The 24,737-nt window shown below is 52.7% G+C and carries 3 protein-coding genes; all 3 read right to left on the reverse strand.

The features are described from left to right. Positions 1–14: 14 nt before the first annotated feature. The 3 genes from EI42_RS19810 to EI42_RS19820 are packed head-to-tail and all read right to left on the reverse strand — an operon-like array spanning position 15 to position 24,407. A complete protein-coding gene (locus tag EI42_RS19810) occupies positions 15–9,056 on the reverse strand; it encodes a non-ribosomal peptide synthetase (protein WP_111324375.1) in 9,042 nt (3,013 codons plus the stop codon). Further along, complete coding sequence (locus tag EI42_RS19815; protein WP_111324376.1) at positions 9,056–19,747, reverse strand: non-ribosomal peptide synthetase; 10,692 nt, start codon at positions 19,745–19,747, stop codon at positions 9,056–9,058. Before EI42_RS19815 ends, EI42_RS19810 begins: the two co-directional genes overlap by 1 nt. Beyond that, positions 19,740–24,407 carry a type I polyketide synthase gene (locus tag EI42_RS19820; protein WP_111324377.1) on the reverse strand — a complete coding sequence of 1,556 codons (4,668 nt, stop codon included), beginning with the start codon at positions 24,405–24,407 and terminating at the stop codon, positions 19,740–19,742. Before EI42_RS19820 ends, EI42_RS19815 begins: the two co-directional genes overlap by 8 nt. Positions 24,408–24,737: the final 330 nt, after the last annotated feature.

Genomic DNA, 24,737 nt, shown 5'->3' on the forward strand with positions numbered 1-24,737 from the left:
CTTTCTATGGCTTATTATTTCTCGTCGTTGTGTAACAGGGTATTGAGCAGTTCATCAAGGGCATCTTCTGGCAACTCATCCAACTGTTCCAGGAGTTGGTCTGCATCTTCTGAACTGAAGGTATCTTCTCCCTGTAGCGTGTTCTGTGGTGCAGTTGTTTGCTGATGACCAGTAACATACTGCGCCATTTCCGCGATTGTTGGCGTTTCAAAGAGCGCCCGTAAGGGAAGCTCCATCTGAAAGACGTTGTTAATACGCGAGACAACCTGTGTGGCAAGGAGCGAGTGGCCGCCCAGCTCAAAGAAATTCTCATGAATGCCGATCCGTTCCAGCTTTAACACCTGACACCAGATATCGGCAAGTGTCTGCTCCACAGGCGTACGAGGTGCTGCCTGCTGTTTCTCCTTTGTCGCCGAAGTATCGAGTGAGGCCAGTTCGGTCAGCGCATTTCGATCAAGTTTGCCGTTTGGCGTGAGTGGTAAGGCATCAAGAAACATGATACGAGCGGGCACCATGTATTCGGGCAGCCGTTTCTGAAGATAGCTACGCAGTCGTGTGAGAAGGTGACGCTCTGTTTTCTTTTCGAGCGGCTGATTGGCATAGTCATGCCAGTTCGCTTGAAGGGATGGACGAGGGAATGCAGCAAGAATGGTCTGTTCCGATATAGCCTGATCACGACGAACAAACAGGGCATCATAGCAGCCTCGCTCTTCCTGCCTGGCCCAACTGAAAAAGGCAGCATATCCTGTTGCTTTCGCTATCTCCTCAAGCTCTTGAAGCTCTATACCTTGTGCCTGGACAGGCATTTGTCGCCAGGTTTCCAGAGTGCTTGTCTTATTGGGCGCTTCGAGCCACTGCTGCGCGGCTAACAGATGATCCAGGCGTGCATTTGGAATATGCTCAATGCCGATCACCGTCGGTCTTTGCTCTGTCAGCAGTGTGTGCAGGTGCGCGAGCATTCCTGTTTCCCAGGCAAGCCAGGGGCAGGAAAGGGGAGGCTCTTTTGCTGGCTGATCGGCGTACAAGACCACCTGATAACGGAACTGGGTGAGCTCATTGTGCTGTGGCCCACGCTTGGGAAAGATGTGTGCCTGCTTGAGTCGCGGATGCTGTTGTGCCAGAGCAACAAACAGGGCAGGATCAATGACAAGCTCCTCTTCCAGGTGGCGATCATGCATCACCCTTTGCTGTAGTTGTTCTTTTGTAATGCTGTCTGGTGCCTGTTCAAGCTGTACTGCTAGCTGGAACATTTCCAGGAGCGGAAGGCTTCTGACATCACCCAGGAAGATCGCTCCTCCTGGTGCCAGCCGCTCGATTGCTCCGTGCAAGACGCGCAGAAGGTAATGGACATCGGGAAAGTATTGAACGACCGAATTGAGGATAATAACATCAAAGAAGTCGTTCTCCCAGTTACGAAAGTCGTCGGCATAACGTTGCCACAGATGTACCTGGGGGAGAGGGGTATCTAGCTCTTTCAGCGTTTGCTCAATATAAGCCAATGATTGGGCTGAGAAGTCGCTTCCATAATACACCTCACACGCCGGGGCCAGCTTAAAAAGCAGCATACCAGTTCCGCAACCTATCTCAAGAATACGACGTGGCTGTAAACGACGTATCTCATGGATGGTGTCTTCAAGCCAACTTCGCATTTCTTCCTCGGAAAAGGGAAGCCCGGTATAGTTGCTGATCCATCCGATCCGGTTGAAGGTAGGATCAGCCAGTTCCTCACGTACGTGATACAACTCTTCATAGAAGTGCTGCCAGGAGGAAACATGTTCTCCCGCCATGCCTGTTGAAGAGGAAAGCATTTCCTGGCGGGGAACAACGCAGGCAACCAGACGTTTTTCTTCGGCGGTCTTTCCGGGTAAAACAACAGCGGCTTCCTGTACGCCCTCATGCTGTCTAAGAACCGCTTCAATCTCTTCAAGCTCGATCCGAAAGCCTCGTAGTTTGACCTGAAAATCCCGTCGCCCGAGGAATTCTATGTTGCCATCTGCGCGATAACGGACCAGATCTCCGGTGCTATACAATCGCTCTCCGGGCTTGTTGCTGAATGGGTCGGGGATAAAGCGTTCGGCGGTCAGGTCCGGGTGGTGGAAATAGCCACGCGCCAAACTCTGCCCACCAATAAAGAGTTCTCCCGGAGCGCCGGGCGGAACAGGCTGTAGCTCCTCATCAAGCACATATACCCTGGTATTAGAGATAGGGCGACCTATATGGGGAGCGCCTGCATTTGCCTCTTCGGGAAGTACTCTGCCAGATGTGGTCACAACTGCGTTCTCTGTCGGACCATAGTTATTCATCAGCAGAAACGGAAGGGAAGGGGCTGGATAATGGTTTAACTTGTCGCCGCCGGTCAGGAGCAAACGAAGGGCACTATCAGAAGGCCATGAGAGCGGCAATATGGCTTCTGCCAGGAGCGTTGGGAGAAAGCTGATGGTGATTGAGTGCTCAATAAGCCAGCGCTGAAGCCGTATTGCATCCTTGGGGAGGTCTTGTGGGGGAATGTGCAGACTGGCTCCCGCGAGCAGATACGGCCAGATTTCCCAGGTTGAGGCATCGAAGGCGACGCCTGCGACCAGTGTTGCCCGATCATGACAGGTAACTTGAAATGCGTGTTGATGCCATCGAACAAGATTCAGCAGGCTGCGATGGGATATCATCACCCCTTTCGGCGCGCCTGTAGATCCCGATGTGTAGATGATATAGGCGAGCGAGTCCGGCTGTACATCTGTGGACGGTGGTTGAACTGATTCCTCTGCCAGGGTTGCATCAAGTGTATCCAGCGTCAGCACCGAGGGAAGCTGTGATTGTGCAAAGAGCCCGACCAGTCTGGAGTGCGTCAGCAGGATGGAGATGCCTGCATCCTGGATCATAAACGCCAGACGTTCCGGTGGATAGGCAGGATCAAGCGGAATATATGCACCACCTGCCTTCAAAATTGCCAGCATTGCGATAATAAGTTCTGGACTCCGGTCAAAACAGATACCAACCGGGCTCTCACTTTGTACTCCCTGCCGCTGAAGGTAGTGGGCAAGCTGGTTCGTACGCTGCTGCAAGACCTGATACGGAATATTGTGTCCCTCATATGCAAGGGCGAGGGCCTCAGGCGTTTGCTCGGCCTGTCTCTCGAAGAACTGGTGAATACATTGGTCCTGTGGGTAATCCAGCCGGGTCCTATTCCAGGTGACTAAGAGCTGTTGCAGCTCATCTTCCTCAAGTAAGGCTATCTTCTGAATGCGCTGTTGGGGGTTGGCAACGATTTCTGTGAGAAGGCGCAAGAAATGTTTCGTTAACCGCTCAATAGTATCTGCATGGAACAGGTCGGTGTTATATTCCCAGATACAGAACAGATCCTCACCCTGGTGAACGCAGGAGAGCTGTACGTCAAACTTTGCTGTCTTATTATCCTCCCAGATCGATTCAACAATGATACCGGGTAAGGAGACAGAGGTGCTAGCCGTATTAACAAGCTGGAAAAGGATCTGACAGAGCGGATTATAGGCCAGATTTCGTTCTGGCTGCAGCTCTTCTACCAGTCGCTCAAACGGCAAATCCTGATGTTCATATGCTCCAAGCGTGACCTCACGCACTCTGTGCAATGCCTCTAGAAACGACGGGTTCCCGGACAGGTCAACACGTAGGACCAGCGTATTGACAAAAAAGCCAATGAGCTGCTCTAGCTCAACCTGACGGCGATTTGCGATAGGAGAACCGACTACAATGTCTTGTTGCCTGCTATGACGCATGAGCAAGGTTTGAAAAGCCGTCAGCAGCGTCATGAACAGGGTGACTCCTTCCTTCTGGCTGAGCGTCTGAAGGCGGGCAACAAGGGAGGCAGGAATAGAAAAGTGCATCTGTGCCCCGCGAAAACTCTCAGTGCGCGATCGCGGGAAGTCCGTCGGGATCTCGAAGAAGGGGAGCTTTTCCAGTTGTTTTGTCCAGTACGCAAGGTGTTTCTCAAGCTCATCCTCGGTTAGCCGCTGCCGTTGCCAGAGTGCAAAATCTGCATACTGCACGGGAAGTGGCGGTAATGATGGCGTTTCCCCTTTCAAGAAGGCCGTGTAGCAAGCGCTTAGCTCGCGGCTCAGTACCTGCATGGACCAGCCATCGGCGGCGATATGATGTAGCGTGAGCAAAAGAATGTGACTTTCTGGAGCAAGACGCAACAGAACGGCCCTCAACATCAAGTCCCGGGCAAGATCAATATGGCGTTGAGCCTCCTCTATTGCCAGTTGGCGGCTTCTCTCTGCCTGTTCCTCAGGAGAAAACGAAGTAAGATCTATGAGCGGGAGAAGCTGTTCTGGTAGCGTATCTGGCGAAAGGATCACCTGATGTGGTTCCCCTTGATAGACGCGAAAGACGGTACGTAGACTCTCATGACGGCGCAATATCTCGCGAATGCTCTGTTCCAGAGCTGTGTGATGCAGGGGACCGGTTAACTTCAAGGCAATAGGGACATTATAAAAGGGATTGCCGGGAGCGAGCTGGTCCAGAAACCATAATCTCTGTTGGGCAAAAGAAAGCTGAAGGGGACGTTCGCGCTCGTTCAAGATGGGAATGGCTTCATAGTGTTCCTGTGTATACTGTTCCAGCCTGGCCGCCATCGCTTCAACTGTTGGTGCTTCAAAGAGAAGCTTTAAGGGAAGTTCCAGTTGTAAGTTGCTGCGAATCCGGGTCATAAGTTGTGTGCCAAGCAGCGAGTGCCCTCCAAGTTCAAAGAAGTTGTCTTTGATGCTGAGCCGCCTGACTCCCAGAACCTCCGCCCAGATCTGAGCAAGACGCGTTTCAAGCTCTGTTCGTGGTGATACCCATATCCCCTGTGTATTTGCCGGATAATCCGTCGGGACGGGCAGACGTTTCCGATCAACCTTCCCATGTGCCGTGAGAGGAAGTGTATCTATTTGCATGATTGAGGTGGGTCGCATATATTCAGGCAAGCGCTCGCTCAGGAAGGCGCGAATTTGCTGCTCAAGCAACGCTTCCTGCTTACGCCGTAAAGGATTGTTCGCGAAGCGTGACCAGTTCAGCGGAAACTCTGCGGACCGGGTGCCGGTTCTAGATCCTTTGCCGCTGAGAAGAGCGACGGCTTCAGGGGTATTTTCCTTCGCGAAGAGCAGTTCAAGGGTGTCAGCTACGCCGGTATGCCGAATATCGCAAACATAGGAGAGATCGTGCGCAAGCGACCGGAACACCTCGGGATCTATGGTATCAGCCTTGCTGACCTGTGCCCGAAACTCGCCAACAGTCAGGGATGTTTCTGCTTCGTTGAGCCTATGCCATTGTTGTAGAGGCTGCTGTACATGGCCATTGGGGACGTTTTTAACGACCAGCAGTGGTGCAGAGGCTTGCTGCAAGCGCGATCGGAGCTGTTCAGGTGTCCAATCACTCTGCCAGGAGAGTTCTTCTCGCTCCGGGGGTATCTCTTCCTGTTGGTCGAGTCTCAGCAGAACGTCGTAGCGATATTTCGTTAATTCGTTGTGCGCCTTCCCCTTTTTCACACGAATAGTGACCTCGTGGATGCGAGACAGGTATGCAGGCAAACATTCAAAAAATTGTGGATGAAGTAAGAACTCTTCTTCCTGTCGCACATCTCGTTGAACCTGTTGTAGAAGCTCTCCGATTGTTGCACTGGCATCCGCATTCAGAAGCCGAACTTCGGCGCGGAATACCTCCAGCAAGCGCAGGTCACGCACATCGCCAATGAAGAGCACGCCACCGGGTGACAGGCGTTGTACGGCCTGTTTCAAGACCTGAAGCAGGTACTCAACGTCCGGGAAGTACTGAATAACAGAATTGAGAATCACAAGGTCGAAGCGCTCATCATTCAATCCTATCTCCTCGTCGGCACGGCGCTGAAGCAGGCTTACATGCGACCAGTGGCGTTCTTGGACCAGCGCGCTGACCTGCTGCAATGAGACCCTGGAGAAGTCAGTACCAACGTAGCGCTCGCATTCTCCTGCCAGTTGCAAGAGAAGCAGGCCAGTTCCGCACCCGATTTCAAGGACACGGCTTGGATGCAGATTTCGGAGCTGCTGTAGAGTGCTGTCGCGCCACTCGCGCATCTCCTCGGCTGGCAGAGGCTCACCTGTGTAGCTACTGTTCCAGCCGATAATATTAAAGTCATTTTCCTGCTCTGGCAACTTTTGAAGATAGGTTTCGTCATAGAGATCCTGCCATTGTTCCACTAATTCCTGCTGGTAGAGGTGCTGCTGTGCATCTCCTGCTACCTTCTCGGGAACAACATATGCGATCAGGCGTTTCTCATTTCCGGGGCCTTCATATGCCTGCACGCTGCACTCTCTGACTCCCGGCTGCAAACGCAATGTCGCTTCGATCTCTCCTAACTCGATACGAAACCCTCGAATCTTTACCTGAAAATCGTGCCTTCCTCTAAACTCGATCTGCCCATCTGAGCGATAGCGAACCAGATCACCTGTTCGGTACATGCGTGCGCCGGGTTCAGTTGAGAAAGGGTCTGGGAGGAACTTTTCGGCGGTCAGGTCGGGTCTATGCAGGTAGCCCCGTGCTAACCCTTTTCCACTGCAATACAATTCCCCGATGACCCCGACTGGCACGGGCCTCAATTCGCTATCCAGAATGTAGATGCGAACGTTATCAATAGGGCGGCCTATCGGAGGCAGGATCTCTCGCTCTATCTCGGCAGGACTGACAGGCGTCGAGGTCGTGACAACTGTATTCTCTGTTGGACCATAGTTGTTCACCAGAGTGAAGGGTATCTGCGCCAGAGAGATCGAGTGTAAGCGATCTCCGCCGGTGAGCATAAGCCGAAGGGCCGTGTTTGGCTCCCAGGGTAACTGGAGGATTTGCTCGGCGAGAGGAGTTGGCACAAAACAGATGCTGATGTGTTGTTGCTGTAACCAGCGTTGTAAGGTGGAGGGATCAAGGCGAGTATCGTTATCTGGCGGCAGGTGGAAGCTTGCCCCACGGCAGAGGTACGGCCAGAGTTCCCAGACCGAGGCATCGAATCCCAGGCCTGCCAGCAACGTTGTGCGATCATCCGAGGTGACGGCGAAGCTGCGACAATGCCAGCAAACAAGGTTGAACAGGCTCCCGTGTGAAATCTGCACGCCATTTGGCTTCCCTGTCGAGCCAGAAGTATAGATCGTATATGCAATCGTCTCCGGCTCGAGCGAGAGGCAAAGATTATCTACGGGCATCTGCGCAAGGGCCGCCTGTGTTTCCTGGCTATCCAGCACGACAATGTGAGTATCGCTCTGTTCAAGATAGCGACAAGAGATATGTTGCTGGGTCAGGAGAAGGTCAGGCTCGGCTTCCTGAAGCAGTTGCCGATTTCGCGCCTCTGGTGCCTCGGGGTCGAGCGGAATATAGGCGCCGCCTGCTTTGAGGATACCGGTCAAGGCAACGAGAAGCCCGGGAGTACGCTCAAGAAGCACACCAATCCGGCTCTCTGTGGTGATGCCCGCTGCTCGCAAGAAGTGCGCTAGCTGGTTTGCCTGCTTGTTCAGCTCGTGATATGTCAGCCGAAGCGTCCCTTGCTCCACAGCCAGGGCATCGGGACGCTGAACGGCCTGAGTCTCAATTTGTTCTATCACGCTCTGCCAGGCGTCTCCTGTAGAGGCTGACTGGCTCCACTGAAAGATCAGTTGCTGATATTCGCTGTCGCTTAACATGCGCATATGCTGAAGCGGCTGTTGAGGGTGCTGGACGATCTCCTCCAGGAGATTGGTATAGTGATGGACCATACGCTCAATGGTGGCTTCGGCGAAGAGGTCGGTATTGTAGATGAAGACACCTTCCAGCCCGTGCGCAGTACGACCGATATGGAATTCAAGATCAAAGCGAGTCACTTCATTGTCGATTACCAGCGGCTCCAGGCGTAAGTCTGTAAGCTGAATAGTCTCCATCTGGGTGCTTTGAAGCGCGAAAACGATCTGAAAGAGCGGATTTCGGTTCAAGGCGCGTTCCGGTTGTAGCTCCTCTACCAGACGTTCAAATGGGAGATCCTGGTGCGCATATGCATCCAGCGTGATGTCTCTGACAAGGCGTAATAGATCCAGAAAAGAAGCCTGCTCATCCAGTTTTGTGCGTAAAACCAGGCTGTTCACAAAAAAGCCGACCAGTCCTTCGATCTCCTGACGCGTTCGATTGGCAATGGGCGAGCCAACCGCAATATCAAGCTGGCCTGTATAGCGAGACAGGAGAATCTGGAAGACAGTGAGGAGAGACATAAAAAGAGTCGCTTCCTCTCGCTGTCCCAGGGCTTCCAGTTGTTGGGTCAAATGTAATGGGATCTGGATACGGACCCGCTTCCCCTGATATCCCGGTAGGGCTGGCCGGGGATAATCGGTCGGTAGAGAGAGCGGTTGTAGGTCCTGTAACTGTTCACGCCAGTAAGCCAGATGCTCTGTTAACGCCTCTTCCTGAAGTTGCTGTCGTTGCCAGTAAGCGAAATCAACATACTGGATGGGGAGCTTTTGAAGCGGAAGAGGCTCTTCCTGTCGCCCTAGCGCTTCGTAGAGCGTGCCTAATTCCTTCTCGATGACGCGCAGGGACCAGCCATCTGAGATGATATGGTGCATGGTGAGCAACAGGAAGTGCTCTTCTTCTCCGAAGCGATAGAGGCTGCCACGAAGAAGCGGGCCTTGCTGCAAATCAAAAGGGCGATGTACTTCCTGGAGAATACGTTTCTGTACCAGGGCGGAAGAAAGCCCCTCTGTCTCGCTGAAGTCTTCGTAGTGAAGCTCAAGAGATTCTGCGGGTTGCAGCAACTGACGGGGCTGCCCGTTTTCCTCGATGAAGCGTGTACGCAGGGTTGCGTGTCGCTCTATGATAAGATCAAGACTCTTTTGCAGTCTCGCTCTGTCAAGCGCTCCACAGAGGCGGATGCCCATTGGTACATTATAGGCGGGGCTCTGTGGAAGCAATTGGTGAATGAACCAGAGTCGCTGCTGCGCAAAGGAAAGCTCAAAAGACTGCACTCCTTGCTGCTGTTCCTGCAACAGCTTTACCAGAAGCTGGCGCTGCTCTTCTCCGCTTAACATTTCAATAAAATTCTGCTGCTCGTGGGCCATTACTCGTTCTCCTCCTTCGCTGTTAACATTTGTTTGAGCAAAGAGCGCACTTCATCAGCCGAGAGCTGATCTATCTGTTTGAGCAAGTCATTTCTGGTTTGTGACGCCAGCGTTGTAATAGATGAGGAAGGAACGTTTTTCTCCTTCTTCTGTTGATCCAGCTTCGTAGCCAGCATGGAAATGGTCGGATTACTGAAAATGCTTTGCAGCGGGAGTTCCAGATCAAAGACTGATCGAATACGTGAAAGGAGTCGCGTTGCAAGTAAAGAGTCGCCGCCAAGCTGAAAGAAGTTTGCGTCAAGGGCCACTCTCTCCAGATCGAGCAAATCGCACCATATCTCGATAAGCCGGGCCTCTGTAGGCGAGCAAGACCGGGGAACTGCTTCGCTCACTTCCTGCTGTCTCGCTGGCTGAGCAGGTAATGGAAGCCTTTTTCGATCAACTTTGCCATTCGCCGTGAGAGGAAAGCGTTCTAACGGAATAATTGAAGTCGGAAGCATATACTCAGGCAGGCGCTTGCGCAAGCTCTCAAGTATATGCTCGCTCTGTAACGTCCTTACGGTATTTGGACCCTGAGCAAGAATGAGATCCAGCCCGAAGTAATCTGTAATTGAGCCTGGCTGATGCAGGTTGATCGATGTCTGGAAGCCCTGCTTCTTCAGGATCTCTGCCCATTGTGCCCGTGAAAGGAGCGGATGAGGCCACCGTATTTCGGTATCTTCAAAACGATCAAAGCCTTGCTGCAAGCCCATTGCCAGATCAAAAGAGGGGTGGAAGGCTGTTTCTTCGAGAAGGAGCAGCAGACCATTTGGCGCAAGCAGCGAACGAATATGCGCAAGGGATTGTTCTATGCGGGCTGTTGCATGCAAGACGCTGGAAGCAATGATCAGATCGAAGCTATGCAGATCGTAGCCCTGCGCCTGTGGATTCTCCTCAATATTGAGAATGTCATAGGTCATAAACGGGTAATGGGCAAATTTCGTACGGGCTTCTTGCAGAAAGTATCGTGAGATATCTGTAAAGACAAAATTCGTTCTTTCCGCTGGAAATGCCGGTAGAATATATTCTGTAGTTGTGCCGAAGCCGGCTCCCACCTCCAGGACGCGCAGTTTGCGAGGCGCGGGATAGTGTTGTACCAGATCGGCAGTGATTTGCCTGGCAAGTAGATTACAGTAGTGGAAGAAGCGGTAGCTTGCCACTGTCTCTGAAGAGACGTAGATCTCTGCTGAATGGACATCTTCTCGCAAGATTGCACTCAGCCTGGTTACAGTCGGTGGCGGAGTTTCGGAAACGTGCTCCAGCCAGCCAAGTTGTAGCAGCGCCTGATTTGTTACCTTTGCTGCCGTCTCATGGTACTGGTGCCAGACTTCGGTAATATCGGTTGCCGGTAGCGGTTCTCTGGCCTCAAAGCGCTCACGAGTCTGTACCAGGAGGCCCCTCTTTGTGAGAAGAGCCATGTTTCTTGTCAACCATTTTCGGTACCGGGGATGGATCTTACAGACCTCCATCAGCTCATCAAGCGTATAGCTTTCAGCCGCAGTATGATAGACCCCCATATCTCGAAGTGCTTTACAGACTGCCAGAACAAGGACCTCTTCCAGTTTTTGTTCTGTCTCAATGACCTCTGGTGTCACTGAGGGAATAGAGAAGGTGTGTATATGTTCCTGCCAGCAAGCCTGAAGCTGGTTCCAATCGAAAGCGCTCCCCGTTGCCTGCTGTGCGGGAATAACATATGCCAGCAGCCGCTTGTGCTCAAACTGCTCACCAACAGCAGTGACAATAGCCGAGTCAATTTCGGGGAGCTGAACTAAAGCTGCTTCGATCTCACCGGGTTCGATGCGATATCCACCTACTTTCACCTGAAAATCTTCACGTCCGAGAAACTCTATATTGCCATCTGGTAGATAGCGTCCCAGATCGCCGGTTTTGTAGAGTCGTTCCCCGGTTACAGGGTGGCGAATGAAACTGGCATGTGTTTTTTGCGAGTCACGCCAGTATCCCTGAGCCAGTCCATGACCACCGATATAAAGCTGTCCGGGAACCCAGGTGGGGCAAAGCTCGAATGCTTTGTTGAAAACGTAAAACTGCTGATTGGTAAGTGGCTTCCCATAAGGAATGCTCTTCCATTCTGGCTGGATGCTTGTAATCGGGTAGTAGATAGACCAGATTGAGGCTTCAGTGGCGCCTCCCAGGCTGATAACACTGGCTTCGGAAAACAGGGCCGTGATCTGTTCAGGCAATGACAGGGGAATCCAGTCGCCACTGAGCAGCACAAGGCGGATCGTTTGTGGCAGGCTGTATGCACTTCCCTGGGCATACTCAACCAGCATGCTCATCAGCGCGGGCACAGAATTCCAGATCGTCACTCGATGCTGCTGAATAGCCCGACACCAGGCCGCCGGGTCACGTGTCTCTGTCGCTTGGGGCAGAACAATGGTTGCTCCGGCTGCCAACGCGCCGAAGATGTCATAGACCGAGAGATCAAAGCTGAGTGAAGAGAGCGCGAATACTCGGTCCTGTTCCGTGACCTGAAAGCGCCTGTTGATATCCAGGATCGTATTCATTGCTGCCTGATGATCAATCACAACACCTTTGGGGTGACCGGTAGAACCAGAGGTATAAATGACATAGGCTATATCTTCGGGCTCCTGTTCAGCATGTTCCTGGCAGGCGACCGGAGCCTGTACCAGATCATCGGTGATAGCAAGCACATGGACCTGTTCGGGCCAGGATAGCCGATCCTTGAATTGTGGCTGTGTCAGGACGACCGGGACATCTCCGTGTTCAAGCATATAGTGGATCCGCTCCTGAGGCTGCCGCGCATCTATAGGGAGATAAGCGGCTCCTGCAAAGAGAACGCCCAGTGTAGCAACAATCTGTTCCCATCCTTTTTCCATGACAATAGCTATAAGCGTATTGGGCCTGACCTGGTGCTGCTTGAGCTGTTGGCTGAGCTGATATGCATGTGTATAGAGATCGAGGTAGGAAAAGCTCCGTTGAGCTGTAATCAAGGAGACGTGTTCTGGCCTCTTCCTCACCTGTTGCAGGAAGGGGGTATGTAACAGGACCTTTTCTGGCTGTTCGGCGATGGTATTGATAGATGTAATCATCTCCTGCTGTGGTAAGGGAAGCAGCGTGTGTGGCGTCCTTCTGTTCCAGCTTTCGCGTGCTTGCCCTAGCGTCTGTAAAAGGGTGCAATACGAGCTGAACATATCGTCCAGGAGGCCCGGTGGGAAAAGCTCTTCTACGGCATCCCAGAGCAGCACAAGCTCGCCATTTTCTTCTGTTACCTGATGATCCAGCCAGACTTGAGGTGTCTGGGAGATGCTATATGTGAGCGTTCCCAGTTTTCCTAACCAGGGTTCAATTGTTGTATCGGATGTTGGTGGTAGAACGCTGGTAAAGACGACGGGCATGAAGAGAGTGCCACTTTCCTGCTGCTTCTGTGCAAGTTCACGTAGCACTTGTACCCCGCTTACATAGCGATTGTCCAGATCTTGCCAGAGCTGCAATTGGAGCTGTTTGGCCCATTTCAAGAAGGAGAGCTGTTCCTGTGGTGCGACCTCTAGCAAAATGAGCGAGGTAAAGTCTCCAAGTACCTCATTCACCTGTGGGTGAAGGGGGAGTCGATGAAAGATGGTCAGGTTCAGCGTGAAATGATCTTCATTGCACCAACTGGCAAGCGTTCTGGCAAAGGCTGCCAGCAGGAGTGTAGAAGGAGTCAGTCCCTCTTCCATTGCATAGGTTTTGAGGCGCTGCCAATTGGTGCGGCTCATGCGTGTGCTGCGACGCTGGAAGCGAGGGCGCTCGATCTCCTCGGGCTGCTTTACCAGAGGTAAGACGGGAGCAGGTGGCAGTGAGGAGAGCCGTTGTCGCCAGTATGCCAGGGATTGTGTATATACCGGTAGTGAACGGAGAGCCCTTTCATGCAAAATGTAGTCACGGAATGAGAGATCAAGCGCTGGAAGTTCGCTCTCCGGATGCTGATACAACTGTGTCAGTTCGCGACTGATAATTTGCAGGCTAAAGGCGTCACAAATCAGCAGGTCAAAGCTAAAATGCAGCCGCGTACAATGGTCGTTCAGCAGAGACGCTCGGATGTCAAACAGTGGCCAACGTTCGGCAGGCAGAATATGATGAGCCATTTCCTCGCGAATACGCTTCAGTTCGCTGTCGCGATCTGGATGGTCGCGCAGGTCCACAGTCTGGATCTTATAGGATGGAACGTCTGCCAGAATGCGTTGTTGTCCATCTTCGGTAACAATCATCCGCAACATTTCATGCCGCTCAATCAGCCGTTGCCAGCAGCGTTGGAACAATTCAAGATCGAGGTCTGGCGCATCGACTTCCGCATAGAGGTGCGCTGCTGTATTACCAAGAGCAAACATATTATTTTGTCCAACCCAGTACGCGTACTGCACATCAGTGAGCGGAAAGGGCTGGAAGCGCTCCTGTGGCGCTGGTACAAGCTCGGGCAAGTTCACGCTATTGTCGGCCTGTTGACTGCGTAGAAGCAAATCAATTTCTTGTGCCTGTTCTACAATAGTCGGAGCAGCAAAGAGCTTTGTCAGAGACAGGCTCACTTGAAACTCATCCTGTATGCGGTCGATGAGAGCGGTTGCCAGCAAGGAATGACCGCCAAGCATAAAAAAGTTGCTCCGGGTATCGACCATTTCCAGACCAAGCGTCTGTTGCCAGATTGTGGCCAGCCGCCGTTCTGTCTGTGTTTGTGGTGTTGCTACCTCTGCTTTTTCTGTATGCGCGACAACGACCTTGCGACTGCCTCTCGTTTCAGCGGGAAGAAGCGAGAAGAGATCCTGAACCTGTCCCCGATCTGCGATAGAGCGCAGCAGCATGGTCAATTGCTGAAGGATATGTTCTACAAAGGCTTCATCAAGGCGTTCTCTGTCATAGATAGCGCGAACACGCAGTGCCGAGCCGGGCAGGATCATAAGCGTCAAAGCGTATTCGGTACGTGCGCCCTGGTAGAAGGCATCTCGTAGATGAAGGGTGAGGTTGCGGCTCGTAATGTGGCGTTCACCCAGCGGATAATTTTCAAAGACAAGAATGCTATCATAGAGCGCCTTTGTCGCTGGAACGTCGCTCCATTGGTGGATCTGACCTGCTGAGCAATACTGAAATTGCTGTGTCTCCGCAAAGGATTCCTGTATCTCGGCCAGCCACGACCAGAAATCTTGCTTGTGCTGGACATTGAGACGAAGCAGTATCGTATTGATAAAACAACCGATGATGGTTTCGATACCTGCGATCTCCGCGGGGCGCCCGGCAGTTGTGACCCCAAACGCGATGTCATCTCGGTCCAGATAATGGGCCAGAAGGAGCGCCCAGAGTCCCTGGAAGAGCGTGTTCAGGGTGATATGCTGCCGCTGTAATGTTGTTTGTAACCGGTGTGTTCCTTCGGCATCCAGTTGTATAGTTTGTTCTGCGTAACAATGAGTAGTTGCTTCAACGCCAAGACAGGTCGGCTGTGTAAAATGGGCCAGTTGTGAGCGCCAGAAATGTTCGGCGGCTGTCAGGTCCTGTTTTTGCAACCAACGCATATATATATTATAAGGAGCGGATTGTGTGGGAAGGGCAGGAGCAAACAGAGCATCAAGTAACAAAGAGAGGCTCCAACCATCAAGAACAAGGTGATGGTAGGTCAGAACGAGCTTGAAAGCTGCTTCATCCAACTGGCAGAGCGTCAGGGTAATCAAGGGACCAATACTCAGGTTGCAGCGCTCTCTTTCCGTTGCCAGCACTTTTTGGAGGGCTTCGTCCTGCTGTGCAGATGGAAGTGAGAGCCAGTTATAGAACTGAAGCTCTTTCTGAGATGCAGGCCTATCACTCCATATAACCTGTAAAGGGGCGGGATCCCAAACGAAGCTTGAACGGAGCGCCGCGTGCAGGCTCACAAGCTCGTGCCAGCGGTGCTGCAATTGCTCTATGGAAAGTGAGCCATGCAGCGTGCAGACAAATTGCTCTCTATATTTATCCGTTTCCTCTGTCAGCGAAGAAAGGAGCATGCCTTGAAGCGATGGAGAAAGGGGAAGAAGCTCTTCAATAGCATACTCAGCGAGCTCGTGCCCGCCCTGTTGAAGTCTGTACACGAGATGATCAAGCTGCTGCTGACTCAGATCGATCAGGGGGAAATCGGCAAGAGTATAGATGTTTTGGAACGTGCTATGCTCTGACACGATCTGTTCTATAAAATGAAGCATGTCCCGGGCAAGTTGTGCTATCACATCATGGCTGAACTGGTGCTTGCTACATGTCCAGTGAATATGCAGTTGCCCTTGAAGAAGCATGGTGTTGATTTCCAGTATATGGCTTCTTCTGGCATCGGGGCTGCGCAGGTTTCCCGGGAAGGAAAGCGCCGTCTCAAAAAGGGCATTCGTATCGGTGGCGAGGTCAAAATGTCCCAGGTAGTTAAAGAGAACTTCGGAAGTCGATAGCTGTGCAAGCTGCTTTTCGCCGCTGAGATACCGTAAGATGCCATAGGTCATACCGCGCTGAGGGATCTTCTGCAATTGCGCTCTCACCTGCTTGAGGGCCTGAACCGGTGTCCGCTCTGAAAGTGAGAGGTGGACAGGATACAAAGAGGTAAACCAGCCTACCGTTCGAGCGAGATCACATTCATCAAACAGGTGTTCTCTTCCATGCCCCTCAAGGTCCAGCACAATAGTCTCTCGGCCAGCAGAAGCGGACAGAGCCAGAGCAAGCGCTGTAATCTGCACTTCTTCGGGTTGTATACGGTAGCGCCGAGGCAATGTATGAAGCAGGTGGTGAGTTACAGCGGTTGAGAGCGCTACAGAAACGGTGTGTGCATCTCCCTCGGTATTGCTCCCACCTGGATGCGCTATCGGTAATAGTGGATGACTATGGTTGTTCCCAACCTGTGCAAACCAGTACTGATTCTCGGGTACATGCGGTGCGTCTTGCGCGTAGATCTGGAGACGCTCCGCCCACTGTTTCAGCGAGGTTGTCTTTGCTGGCAATGAAGGTGTGGTGCCCGTACCAGACTGGCTGTATGCTGTTTGTATATCCTCAAGCAGAATTCGCCAGGAAACGCCATCAACAGCCAGATGATGGGCGGTAAAGAACAGCTTATCAGGTTGCCCCTCACCAAAATGGAAGAGCACAACCCAGAAGAGAGGCCCGTTTTCCAGATTGATACTTGTTTGTAGCTGATCCATCACCTGCTGCATAATGCTCTCCTGTTGAGCAGCGGGGAGAGGGGATAGATCTACATAGGCATAGGGTGCATGTAATCCTTTTGCCTCAGCTATGCTTTGTTCCCACCCATTTGCGGTAAGCTGGAAGCGCAGGCGAAGCGCATCATGATGCTCTTGAAGGCAGGCCACGGCTTTTTGTAATCTCTTGTTATCAAGGGGCTGTCTGGCTTGAAGCAAAAGGGCCTGATTCCAGTGATGGGGATTGGTAAAGTGCTGCTCAAAGAACCAGTGGCCAATAGGCGTCAGCGGGACCCGTCCCACCACAACGCCCTGTTCAGCCTGCAGCATGTGCGTATCACTGGTATGGACTGCCAGCTCTGCGATGGTTTTGTAGCGGAAGATGTCCCTCGAAGTAAAATGGAGTCCTTTGCTGCGCGCCTTCGAGACGACCTGCATACTCAGGATAGAATCACCTCCCAGTTCAAAGAAGGTTTCATTGATCCCGACTCGCTCAACTCCGAGCACTTCGGCCCAGATCTCCGCAAGTATCTGCTCATTCTTTGTTCGCGGGGCCGTATACAGCTTTTCGGATTCGTGGGCCTCGGGCTCTGGCAAGGCCTGCCGATCAATTTTCCCATTGGCGGTCAGGGGGAGGGCCTGAAGCTGAATAAAGAGGGCCGGAATCATATAATCGGGCAGGTATTGAAGCAGGTGCGCTCGTATGTCAGAGGATGCGAGTGGCTGACCCGTTTCCGGCACAACATAGGCTACAAGCTGCTTGCCGCCTGCCAGCTCCTTCACCATGACGACCCCTTCCTTGAGTCCAGGGAAGGTAGACAGGTGATGCTCTATCTCTTCAAGTTCGATACGATACCCTCTGATCTTGATTTGCAGATCTGCTCGTCCCAGAAACTCGATCTCGCCATCAACAGTAAAGCGCGCCAGATCGCCGGTTCGATACATCCGCGCTCCTTCTTTGCCGTCGTTGTAGGGATCGGGGAGAAAGCGTTCCGCTGTAAGTTCGGGGCGATGGAGATAGCCCCTTGACACACCCGCTCCTCCAATATAGAGTTCGCCCACGACGCCCGGTGGGACAGCCTGAAGCTGCTCGTTGAGAATATAGATGCGCGTATTCGAGATCGGGCGCCCAATTGTTGGTGGTTTGCCCTGACGGCGCAGGGTATAGGTGCTGTATGTTGTACATTCCGAAGGGCCATAGAGATCGTTTACCTGCTGAACCGCCAGCTCTTTATACAGTTGATCGACGAGCCGGGCCTGCAATGGTTCGCCGGCAAGGTTAATGATGCGTAGTCGTTCCAGAGTCAGACCCTGTTGAACTAAGGCGGCGATTGCCGAGGGGACTGTATTTATCAGCGTGATCTCGTCACGGGCTGCCGCATCTGGAATTTGCAGGGCATTTTCAGTCAGGATTGCTGCACCTCCGCAACTGAGCGGAGCAAAGATCTCAAAGATAGAGAGATCAAAACAGATAGAGGTTGAGACTGCAACGCCTGCCAGATCCTCCTTTGAGAAGGCATGGCAAACCCAGGTAAGGAAAGCGACTGCATTCCGATGTTCCAGCGCAACTCCTTTCGGAAGCCCGGTGGAACCGGATGTATAGATGCTGTACGCGAGCGATTCGGGCGAGAGCGATACCGTCAGGTTTTCCATAGGAAGAGAGCGCTCACGTCTTTCATCGAGGCGGATAAGCGTACACCCCTGCTGGAATATGGGGGCAAGCTCACTTCTGGTCAGCACTATTGAGGCCCGACTGTCCTGAAGAATAAATCTGATCCGTTCAGCAGGGTATGCCGGATCGAGAGGAATATAGGTGCCGCCCGCTTTCAAGGTTGCCAGAAGTGCTACAACAATATCTTCTGTGCGAGGAAGATAGATACCAACCGGAACCTCGGGACCCACTCCGTGATGCTGTAGTAAACGGGCCAGTTGATTCGCTCTCTGATTCAATTGCTGGTAGGTCAGGCGCGTTGTGCCACAAATCAGAGCGGTAGCCTGCGGTGTTTGCTCAACCTGTTGCTCAAAGAGATGATGCATACAGAGCGCTTCGGGATAGGGTAATGTTGTCTTGTTCCAATCCCGAAGCATCCGTTGCTGCTCTGCGGCGGACAACAGCGGATATGAGTCCAGCAGTGCGTTTGGAGAAGCACATATCGCTTTCAGGAGTTCCTGGAAGTGGCCTGCCATACGTGCCATCGTGGCTTCTCTGAAAAGATCACTGTTGTAGCGCCAGCAGGCTGTAATATGTTCGTCACCCTCAAAGATCTGAAGAGTCAGGTCAAACTCGGCTCCCAGTTGTTCACCGGACAGGATATGAAAAGCGGCGTCATGCTCTGCTCTTTGCTGTTCTTTCTCCAGGGAAAACGCGACCTGAAAGAGCGGAGATCGGCCCGGATCTCTTGTAATCTGAAGTTGTTTGACCAGCAGGGGGAAGGGGTATTCTCCATGCTCAAGGGCCTGGGCCACTGTCACGCGCATCTGAGAGAGAAGGGTGCGAAATTCCATATGTTCTGAAAATTGCGCTCGCAGGACCACAGGATTGACCAGATAGCCGATGACCCCTGCTAATTCGGCTTCGTCGCGCCCGGCTGTCGGGGAGCCAATGAGGATATCTTTTTGATTGGTGTACCGATAGAGTAACGTCGCAAAGGCTGTCAGAAGCAAGGTGTAGAGGGTCGTTTTCTCGGTTTTTGCCAGTTCGCGCAGGTGTTGTGTCATATGGGCATCAAGGGTGAAGCTGTAGCGTGCGCCCTGATAGGTCTGCATCGGAGGGCGAGGAGAATCAAGAGGCAGTTGTAACACAGGGGGAGCGCCCTGGAGTTGCCGGGTCCAGTATGCTCCTAGCCGCTTCCCGGGCGTTTCGCTCATACGCTTGCGCTGTCTATACGTATAGTCCAGATACGACATTCTGACCGGTGCAAAAGCTGGCTGCCTGCCACTTGAGAGAGCCTTATATGCTGTCTCCAGGTCCTGTATGACCAGTTCAAGGGACCAGAGATCAATAGCGATATGGTGGAACACGAGAAGAAGGACGTCCTGCTCTGTCTGAAGGCTGTGGTAAAGATGCAGGCGTAGCACAGGCCCCTTCTCCAGATCGAACGGATTACTTGCCTGTTCGCGTAGGAATGCCGGCGTGACATAAGCAACTGAATGGGTCTCCAGAGCCGGTTTGAGCATAGGATGGATCTGCTGATAGGGGATACCATCCCTGACAACATAGGTTGTCCTTAGAATGGCGTGACGGGTTATGATTGCTTCAAGTGCCTGATGTAAGGCCGTTTTATTCACCGGTGCCGTGAATTGCAATGCGCAGAAGATAGTATAAGCCGTGCTGCCTGGCTCCAACTGATACAGGGACCAGAGCGCCTGTTGTCCATAGGAGAGCGGATGAAATTCTGTCGCTGCTTGCTCCCGTTTCTTTTCTTCCAGAAGACGTCTTAGCAAGAGGCGCTTTTCATCGAGAGAAAGATTGGTTAGTGGCTTGGGAGAGTCATTCATAGCTTTCGCCTTTCTTCTGCTGCAACAAGCTGTTCAGGGCGGCGTCCATTTCTTCTACCGAGAGCGAGTCTATATTTGCCAGAAGCTCATCTATTTGTTCGGGAGATGAGAGAGCTTGCTGAGCTGTTGTGTCCGCTGTAGCTGTCTCTTCAAGTAATCTCTGCTGAATCTGGATTGCCAGTGTTCCGATCCCTGTATTGTTGAGCCAGGATACAAGCGGAACGCGTACTCCCAGGCGTTCTTGTACTGTATGTTGAATATCAAGTGCCGTCAGGGAATCTAGCCCCAGATCCAGAAGCGTTCTTTGTGGCGTCACGTCGTCACTGGACAGTTTGGTCTTTGCCATGATGATTGAACTGAGTTCTCGTTCAATGGCCTGTACCTGTTGTGATGCATCTAAAGCCAGAATCTGTGAGCGCACCGATTGATCAGCTTCGGTTTTTTTCTGCGGCAGGATATCAGCCAGCAGAGACGAACGGGACAGATAGGCGTAGAAAGTCTGGAACCGTGGTATGTCGAGATGCATAGCGGCAACCTGTGTATGAGCTTGCCCCAGGAGATAGGAAATAATGGCACATCCCTGGGCCGGTTTCAGACTCTTTAATCCTCGTTCCGCCAGTTGGGTTTCGAGGTTTTCCCGCTTTGTTACCTGCCCTACTGTATCCCAGGGACCCCAGTTAATCACGATAGCTGGTAGCCCCTGAGCGCGTCGATAATGGGCAAAGGCATCAAGAAACGCGTTTGCTGCTGCATAGCTTCCCTGGCCTGCGGAGCCCAACAGCGAGGCAACCGATGAGAAGAGGATAAAGAAATCCAGCGCATACTGAGTTGTATTCAGGTGCAGGTTCCAGGCACCCTGGATTTTAGGGGCCATCACCTTCCAGAGCCGCGCAGGAGTTGTATGAACCGCAATAGCATCATCTAACTGAGCGGCAGCGTGAATCACGCCTTTGAGATCAAGTTTCTTTTGCTCAAGGGTAGTGAGAATGCTGCGAACATCGTCTGCATTTGTGATATCGGCCTGTAAGACAAGCGGCTCTGCTCCTGCCTTTCGCAGTTTTTGAACAACCGCCTGCGCGTCATCACCGGGGGCATGCCTCCCTACCAGAATCAGATGACGTGCTCCCTGCTGTACAAGCCAGTCGGCGATCACTAATCCCAGACCTCCGAGACCGCCAGCAACAAGATACGCACTCTGTTCTTTGATAGAAAGGGATACTCGCTGCATCTCGCTATAGGGCCGTAGCCTGCTGACATAGCACTCTTGCTCACGCAGGACGAATTCATCCTCGGTAAGTTGCTCCTCTGTAAGGAGTGCAGTCAAGGTCTGCAATGCGGACTGCTCCGGCTGAAGATCAAGGTCAACCAGCATACAGCGGAGCGAAGGAAATTCATGTCTGAGCGTTCTTCCGAGTCCCCAGAGCGGTGCCTGCATCAGCCCTGGCGTGAAGTAGCGTGTGTCGAGAGCCTGAGTGGCTTTTGTGACCAACCAGAGCGCTGTGTCATGTTCCAGCTCTAAGTGTGCAAGTGCCTGAACAAGCAGTAACACACTCTCGCAGCCCGAGTGCTGAGCGTGCTGGAAGTGAGGAGGTTCGCCAGAGTGATCCAGACTCCAGAGATGGAGAATATTCAGCGAGCGCGTGGTGAGCTGCTGCATAATAGCACTCAGGATCTCCCTGTATGCCGATGGTTCCGCACTCTCAAGCACATAATCGGCGTCAGCGTGTGCAGTTGAGGCCACCGTAATACATCGTTGGCCGCTGGCCTGGAGTAGATGCTTTACAGTTTCGCCCACGCCTGAACTATCCGTAAAGAGGACCCAATCCTGTTGCTTCCCTGGTGTCGATGGGACTGAATAGGGCTGCCAACATACCTCGTAGAGCCATTTCTGAAGTGGTGGCTGTGCTGATGCGGCTGGCTTTTTGCCTGACGGAAGCCAGTAATAGGATCTCTGCCACGGGTACGACGGAAGCGCCACAGGGAGGCAGGGCTGTTGATAGAGTGCCTTCCAGTTTGGCTGATAGCCGCAACTATAGAGCGTTGACAGCGATTGGAGAAGAAGACGCCGTTCGGGCTGCCCGCGCCGCAGCGACGGAAGAATAAGCCCCTGCTCTTGCACGCATTCACGGAGCGCGGGGGCCAGTACTGGATGTGCGCCGACCTCCAGGAAGGTGCGATATCCTGCCTTATGCAGTTCCATAATGGCATGCTGAAAAAGCACTGGCTCACACATATTACGTTTCCAGTAGACCTCATCTAGCTTTTCAGTTGGCTCGATTTTGCGACCAAAGACCGTCGAGAAGAAGGGAAGCCGGGCAGATTGAGGGTGAAGCTGAAGGAGAGCGGCCTGTAGCTCGTCTCCCAGAGGTGCTATCTGATAGCTATGAAAGGCGTAGTTTACAGGCATCATCCGTGCAAAAATCTGCTTCTCACGCATCTCCTGCTCGATCTTTTCAAGGAGTGCAGTATCACCGGCCAGGGTGACCATAGAGGGTGCATTGAGTGCTGCAAGGGAGAGCCTTCCTTTATAGCGATCTAGCAGGGCTTCTGCTTGTGATAGCGGAATATTCGCTGAAAGCATTTTCCCCTTCCCTGCCACAGCATGCATAATTCTGCCACGATAAAAGACCAGTTGAAGCGCGGTTTCAAGATCGAGGATACCGGCCTGATGAGCGGCTGCAACCTCGCCAATACTATGCCCGACAACTGCGGATGGGATGATTCCCCAGGAGCGCCAGAGCGCCGCAAGCGAGACCTGAATTGCAAAGATCATCGGTTGTGCAATTGAGGTATCGTCTAAGCGTGAACTGTCTGGTGACGCCATAAGGGTATCAATCAGGGACCACCCGCTATAGCGACGAAAGATGGTATCGCATTCCTGGAAGGTATCACGAAATACGGCTTCCGTTGTATAGAGTTCGTGTCCCATCCCGGGCCATTGTGCTCCCTGCCCTGAGAAAACATAGACGATTCCTCTGGATGACTCCCGGGAATGGCGCTCTGCTTCTGGCGGCTGTGAAAATGCGGCGAGCTGCTCCGCTAGCTCTTCCCAGGTTGAGGCGACAAAGGCGGCTCTTCGCTCATAGTGACTTCTACGCGTCCCGGCAGTATAACAGATGGAGTAAAGAGAGTGATCGTTCTTGCACCAGGAAGCTATTTGTTCTTTGTATTGTGCAACTGCTGCCCGCAATGCCGCTGTAGTTCGTGCTGAGATGGGCAACACATAGTGTTCCATAGATGAGGCTGGAGTCATCCCACGAACAACCGGGGCTTCCTCAAGCACTACATGCGCGTTTGTTCCTCCAAAACCAAAGGAGCTGACGCCAGCGAAGCGAGGTGTGTCGCCACGTTTCCAGGGGGTTGCTTCTTGTGCGATCTGCAAGCGGGTGCCTTGCAGATGGATATGCTCGTTACACCGCTCAAAATGCAGGTTTGCAGGGATCAGCTCATGTTGCATGCTCAGAATGACCTTGATGCAGCCAGCGATGCCAGCAGCGGCCTCCAGATGGCCGATGTTGCTCTTGACCGCTCCCAACAGACAGGGAGGGCCAACCGTGCCGAGGGCCTGAGCGAGAGCTTCTATCTCGATGGGATCGCCGAGGGAGGTGCCGGTGCCATGTGTCTCGACATAGCTGATCTGAGCGGGAGAGAGAGAGGCGTGAGCGAGAGCCTGAGCGATGACCTGCTGTTGGGAGAGGCTGTTAGGGGCAGTGAGGCCGGCGGAGCGACCGTCCTGGTTGAGGGAGGAGCCGCGAATGAGGGCGAGGATAGGGTCATGATCGCGGATAGCGTCGGAGAGGCGCTTGAGGAGGAGGACGCCGCAGCCTTCGCCACGAACGAAGCCGTCGGCTCGTGCATCGAATGGCTTGCATCTGCCATCCGGGGCTAGCATATGCAGTTTCGAGAAGCAGATACTGACCTCGGGACGTAAGATGAGGTTGACGCCCCCTGCAAAGGCCAGATCAGATTCGCCCGTGCGCAGGCTCTGGCAGGCCAGATGGAGCGCCACGAGCGAGGAGGAACAGGCGGTATCTACTGCTATGCTTGGCCCTTTCAGGTTCAGGAAGTAGGAAAGTCGCCCGGCAATGACATTGTGTGCCGTGCCAGTGCTACTATATGCCTCGATTTGTGAGGGATTGGATAGTTCCATAAGGAAATAGTCCATGCTCTGGCTATGGACACCCACAAAGACACCTGTGCGGCTGCCGCTGAGCCCCAGAGCATCTATGCCTGCGTGTTCGCACGCCTCATATGCAACTTCGAGTAGGAGCCTCTGTTGTGGGTCCATATGGACTGCTTCACGAGGAGAAAGGCCGAAGAACGAAGCGTCAAATTGCTCGATATCTTGCAGAAACCCACCTCGGCGTGTATTCATCTTTCCGGGAGTATCGGGATCAGCGTCATAGAATGTCTCCGGGTTCCAACGTGTATCAGGGATCAGATCTATGGCATCTTGTCGGGTTTCAAGCAAGTTCCAGAATGCCTCGGGTGAGTTTCCTCCTCCTGGAAAGCGACAGCCCATCCCAATGATTGCTATAGGTTCTTTCCTGACTTGCTCTATCGTCTCTAACTTCTTCCGGAGATTGCGGATAGTCAGTAAAGCTTGCTGTAGCGGCGTTAACTGCTTTGGACCATCATCATGATGGCGCGTTTCACTCATCTTAATCCTATCCTCATACTAAAAGTCAACCGGCTCTACTGTGAAAGCATCCTTGCCAGTTTCAGGCACGATTTCTGATCGTCACTGTACTGTTGCGCTGCAAACAACAGTGAAATATCAGTGAAGTACAGCTCTAACGAGCAGACCCCATTTTCTCATAGCGTTGTCTGGAGTATGAGTTGCCAAATTGCTTTCTCCCCTCACTTTGTCATCCGATTTGCGCTACTCAATAAAAAAGAGAGAGTATCATTATGGAATTTTTGGGAAAAACGTGTAAAGATGGAACGCTGCGTAAAACAGCTTGATTTGAAAGTATGCAGGGTAACCTGT

Source organism: Thermosporothrix hazakensis (assembly GCF_003253565.1).
Taxonomy (GTDB): Bacteria; Chloroflexota; Ktedonobacteria; order Ktedonobacterales; family Ktedonobacteraceae; genus Thermosporothrix; species Thermosporothrix hazakensis.

What these genes read in the sequence shown, in the direction of transcription:
- EI42_RS19815 (WP_111324376.1), bottom strand. Translation starts at nt 19,747, where the DNA reads ATGAATGACTCTCCCAAGCCACTAACCAATCTTTCTCTCGATGAAAAG.
- EI42_RS19810 (WP_111324375.1), bottom strand. Translation starts at nt 9,056, where the DNA reads ATGGCCCACGAGCAGCAGAATTTTATTGAAATGTTAAGCGGAGAAGAG.
- EI42_RS19820 (WP_111324377.1), bottom strand. Translation starts at nt 24,407, where the DNA reads ATGAGTGAAACGCGCCATCATGATGATGGTCCAAAGCAGTTAACGCCG.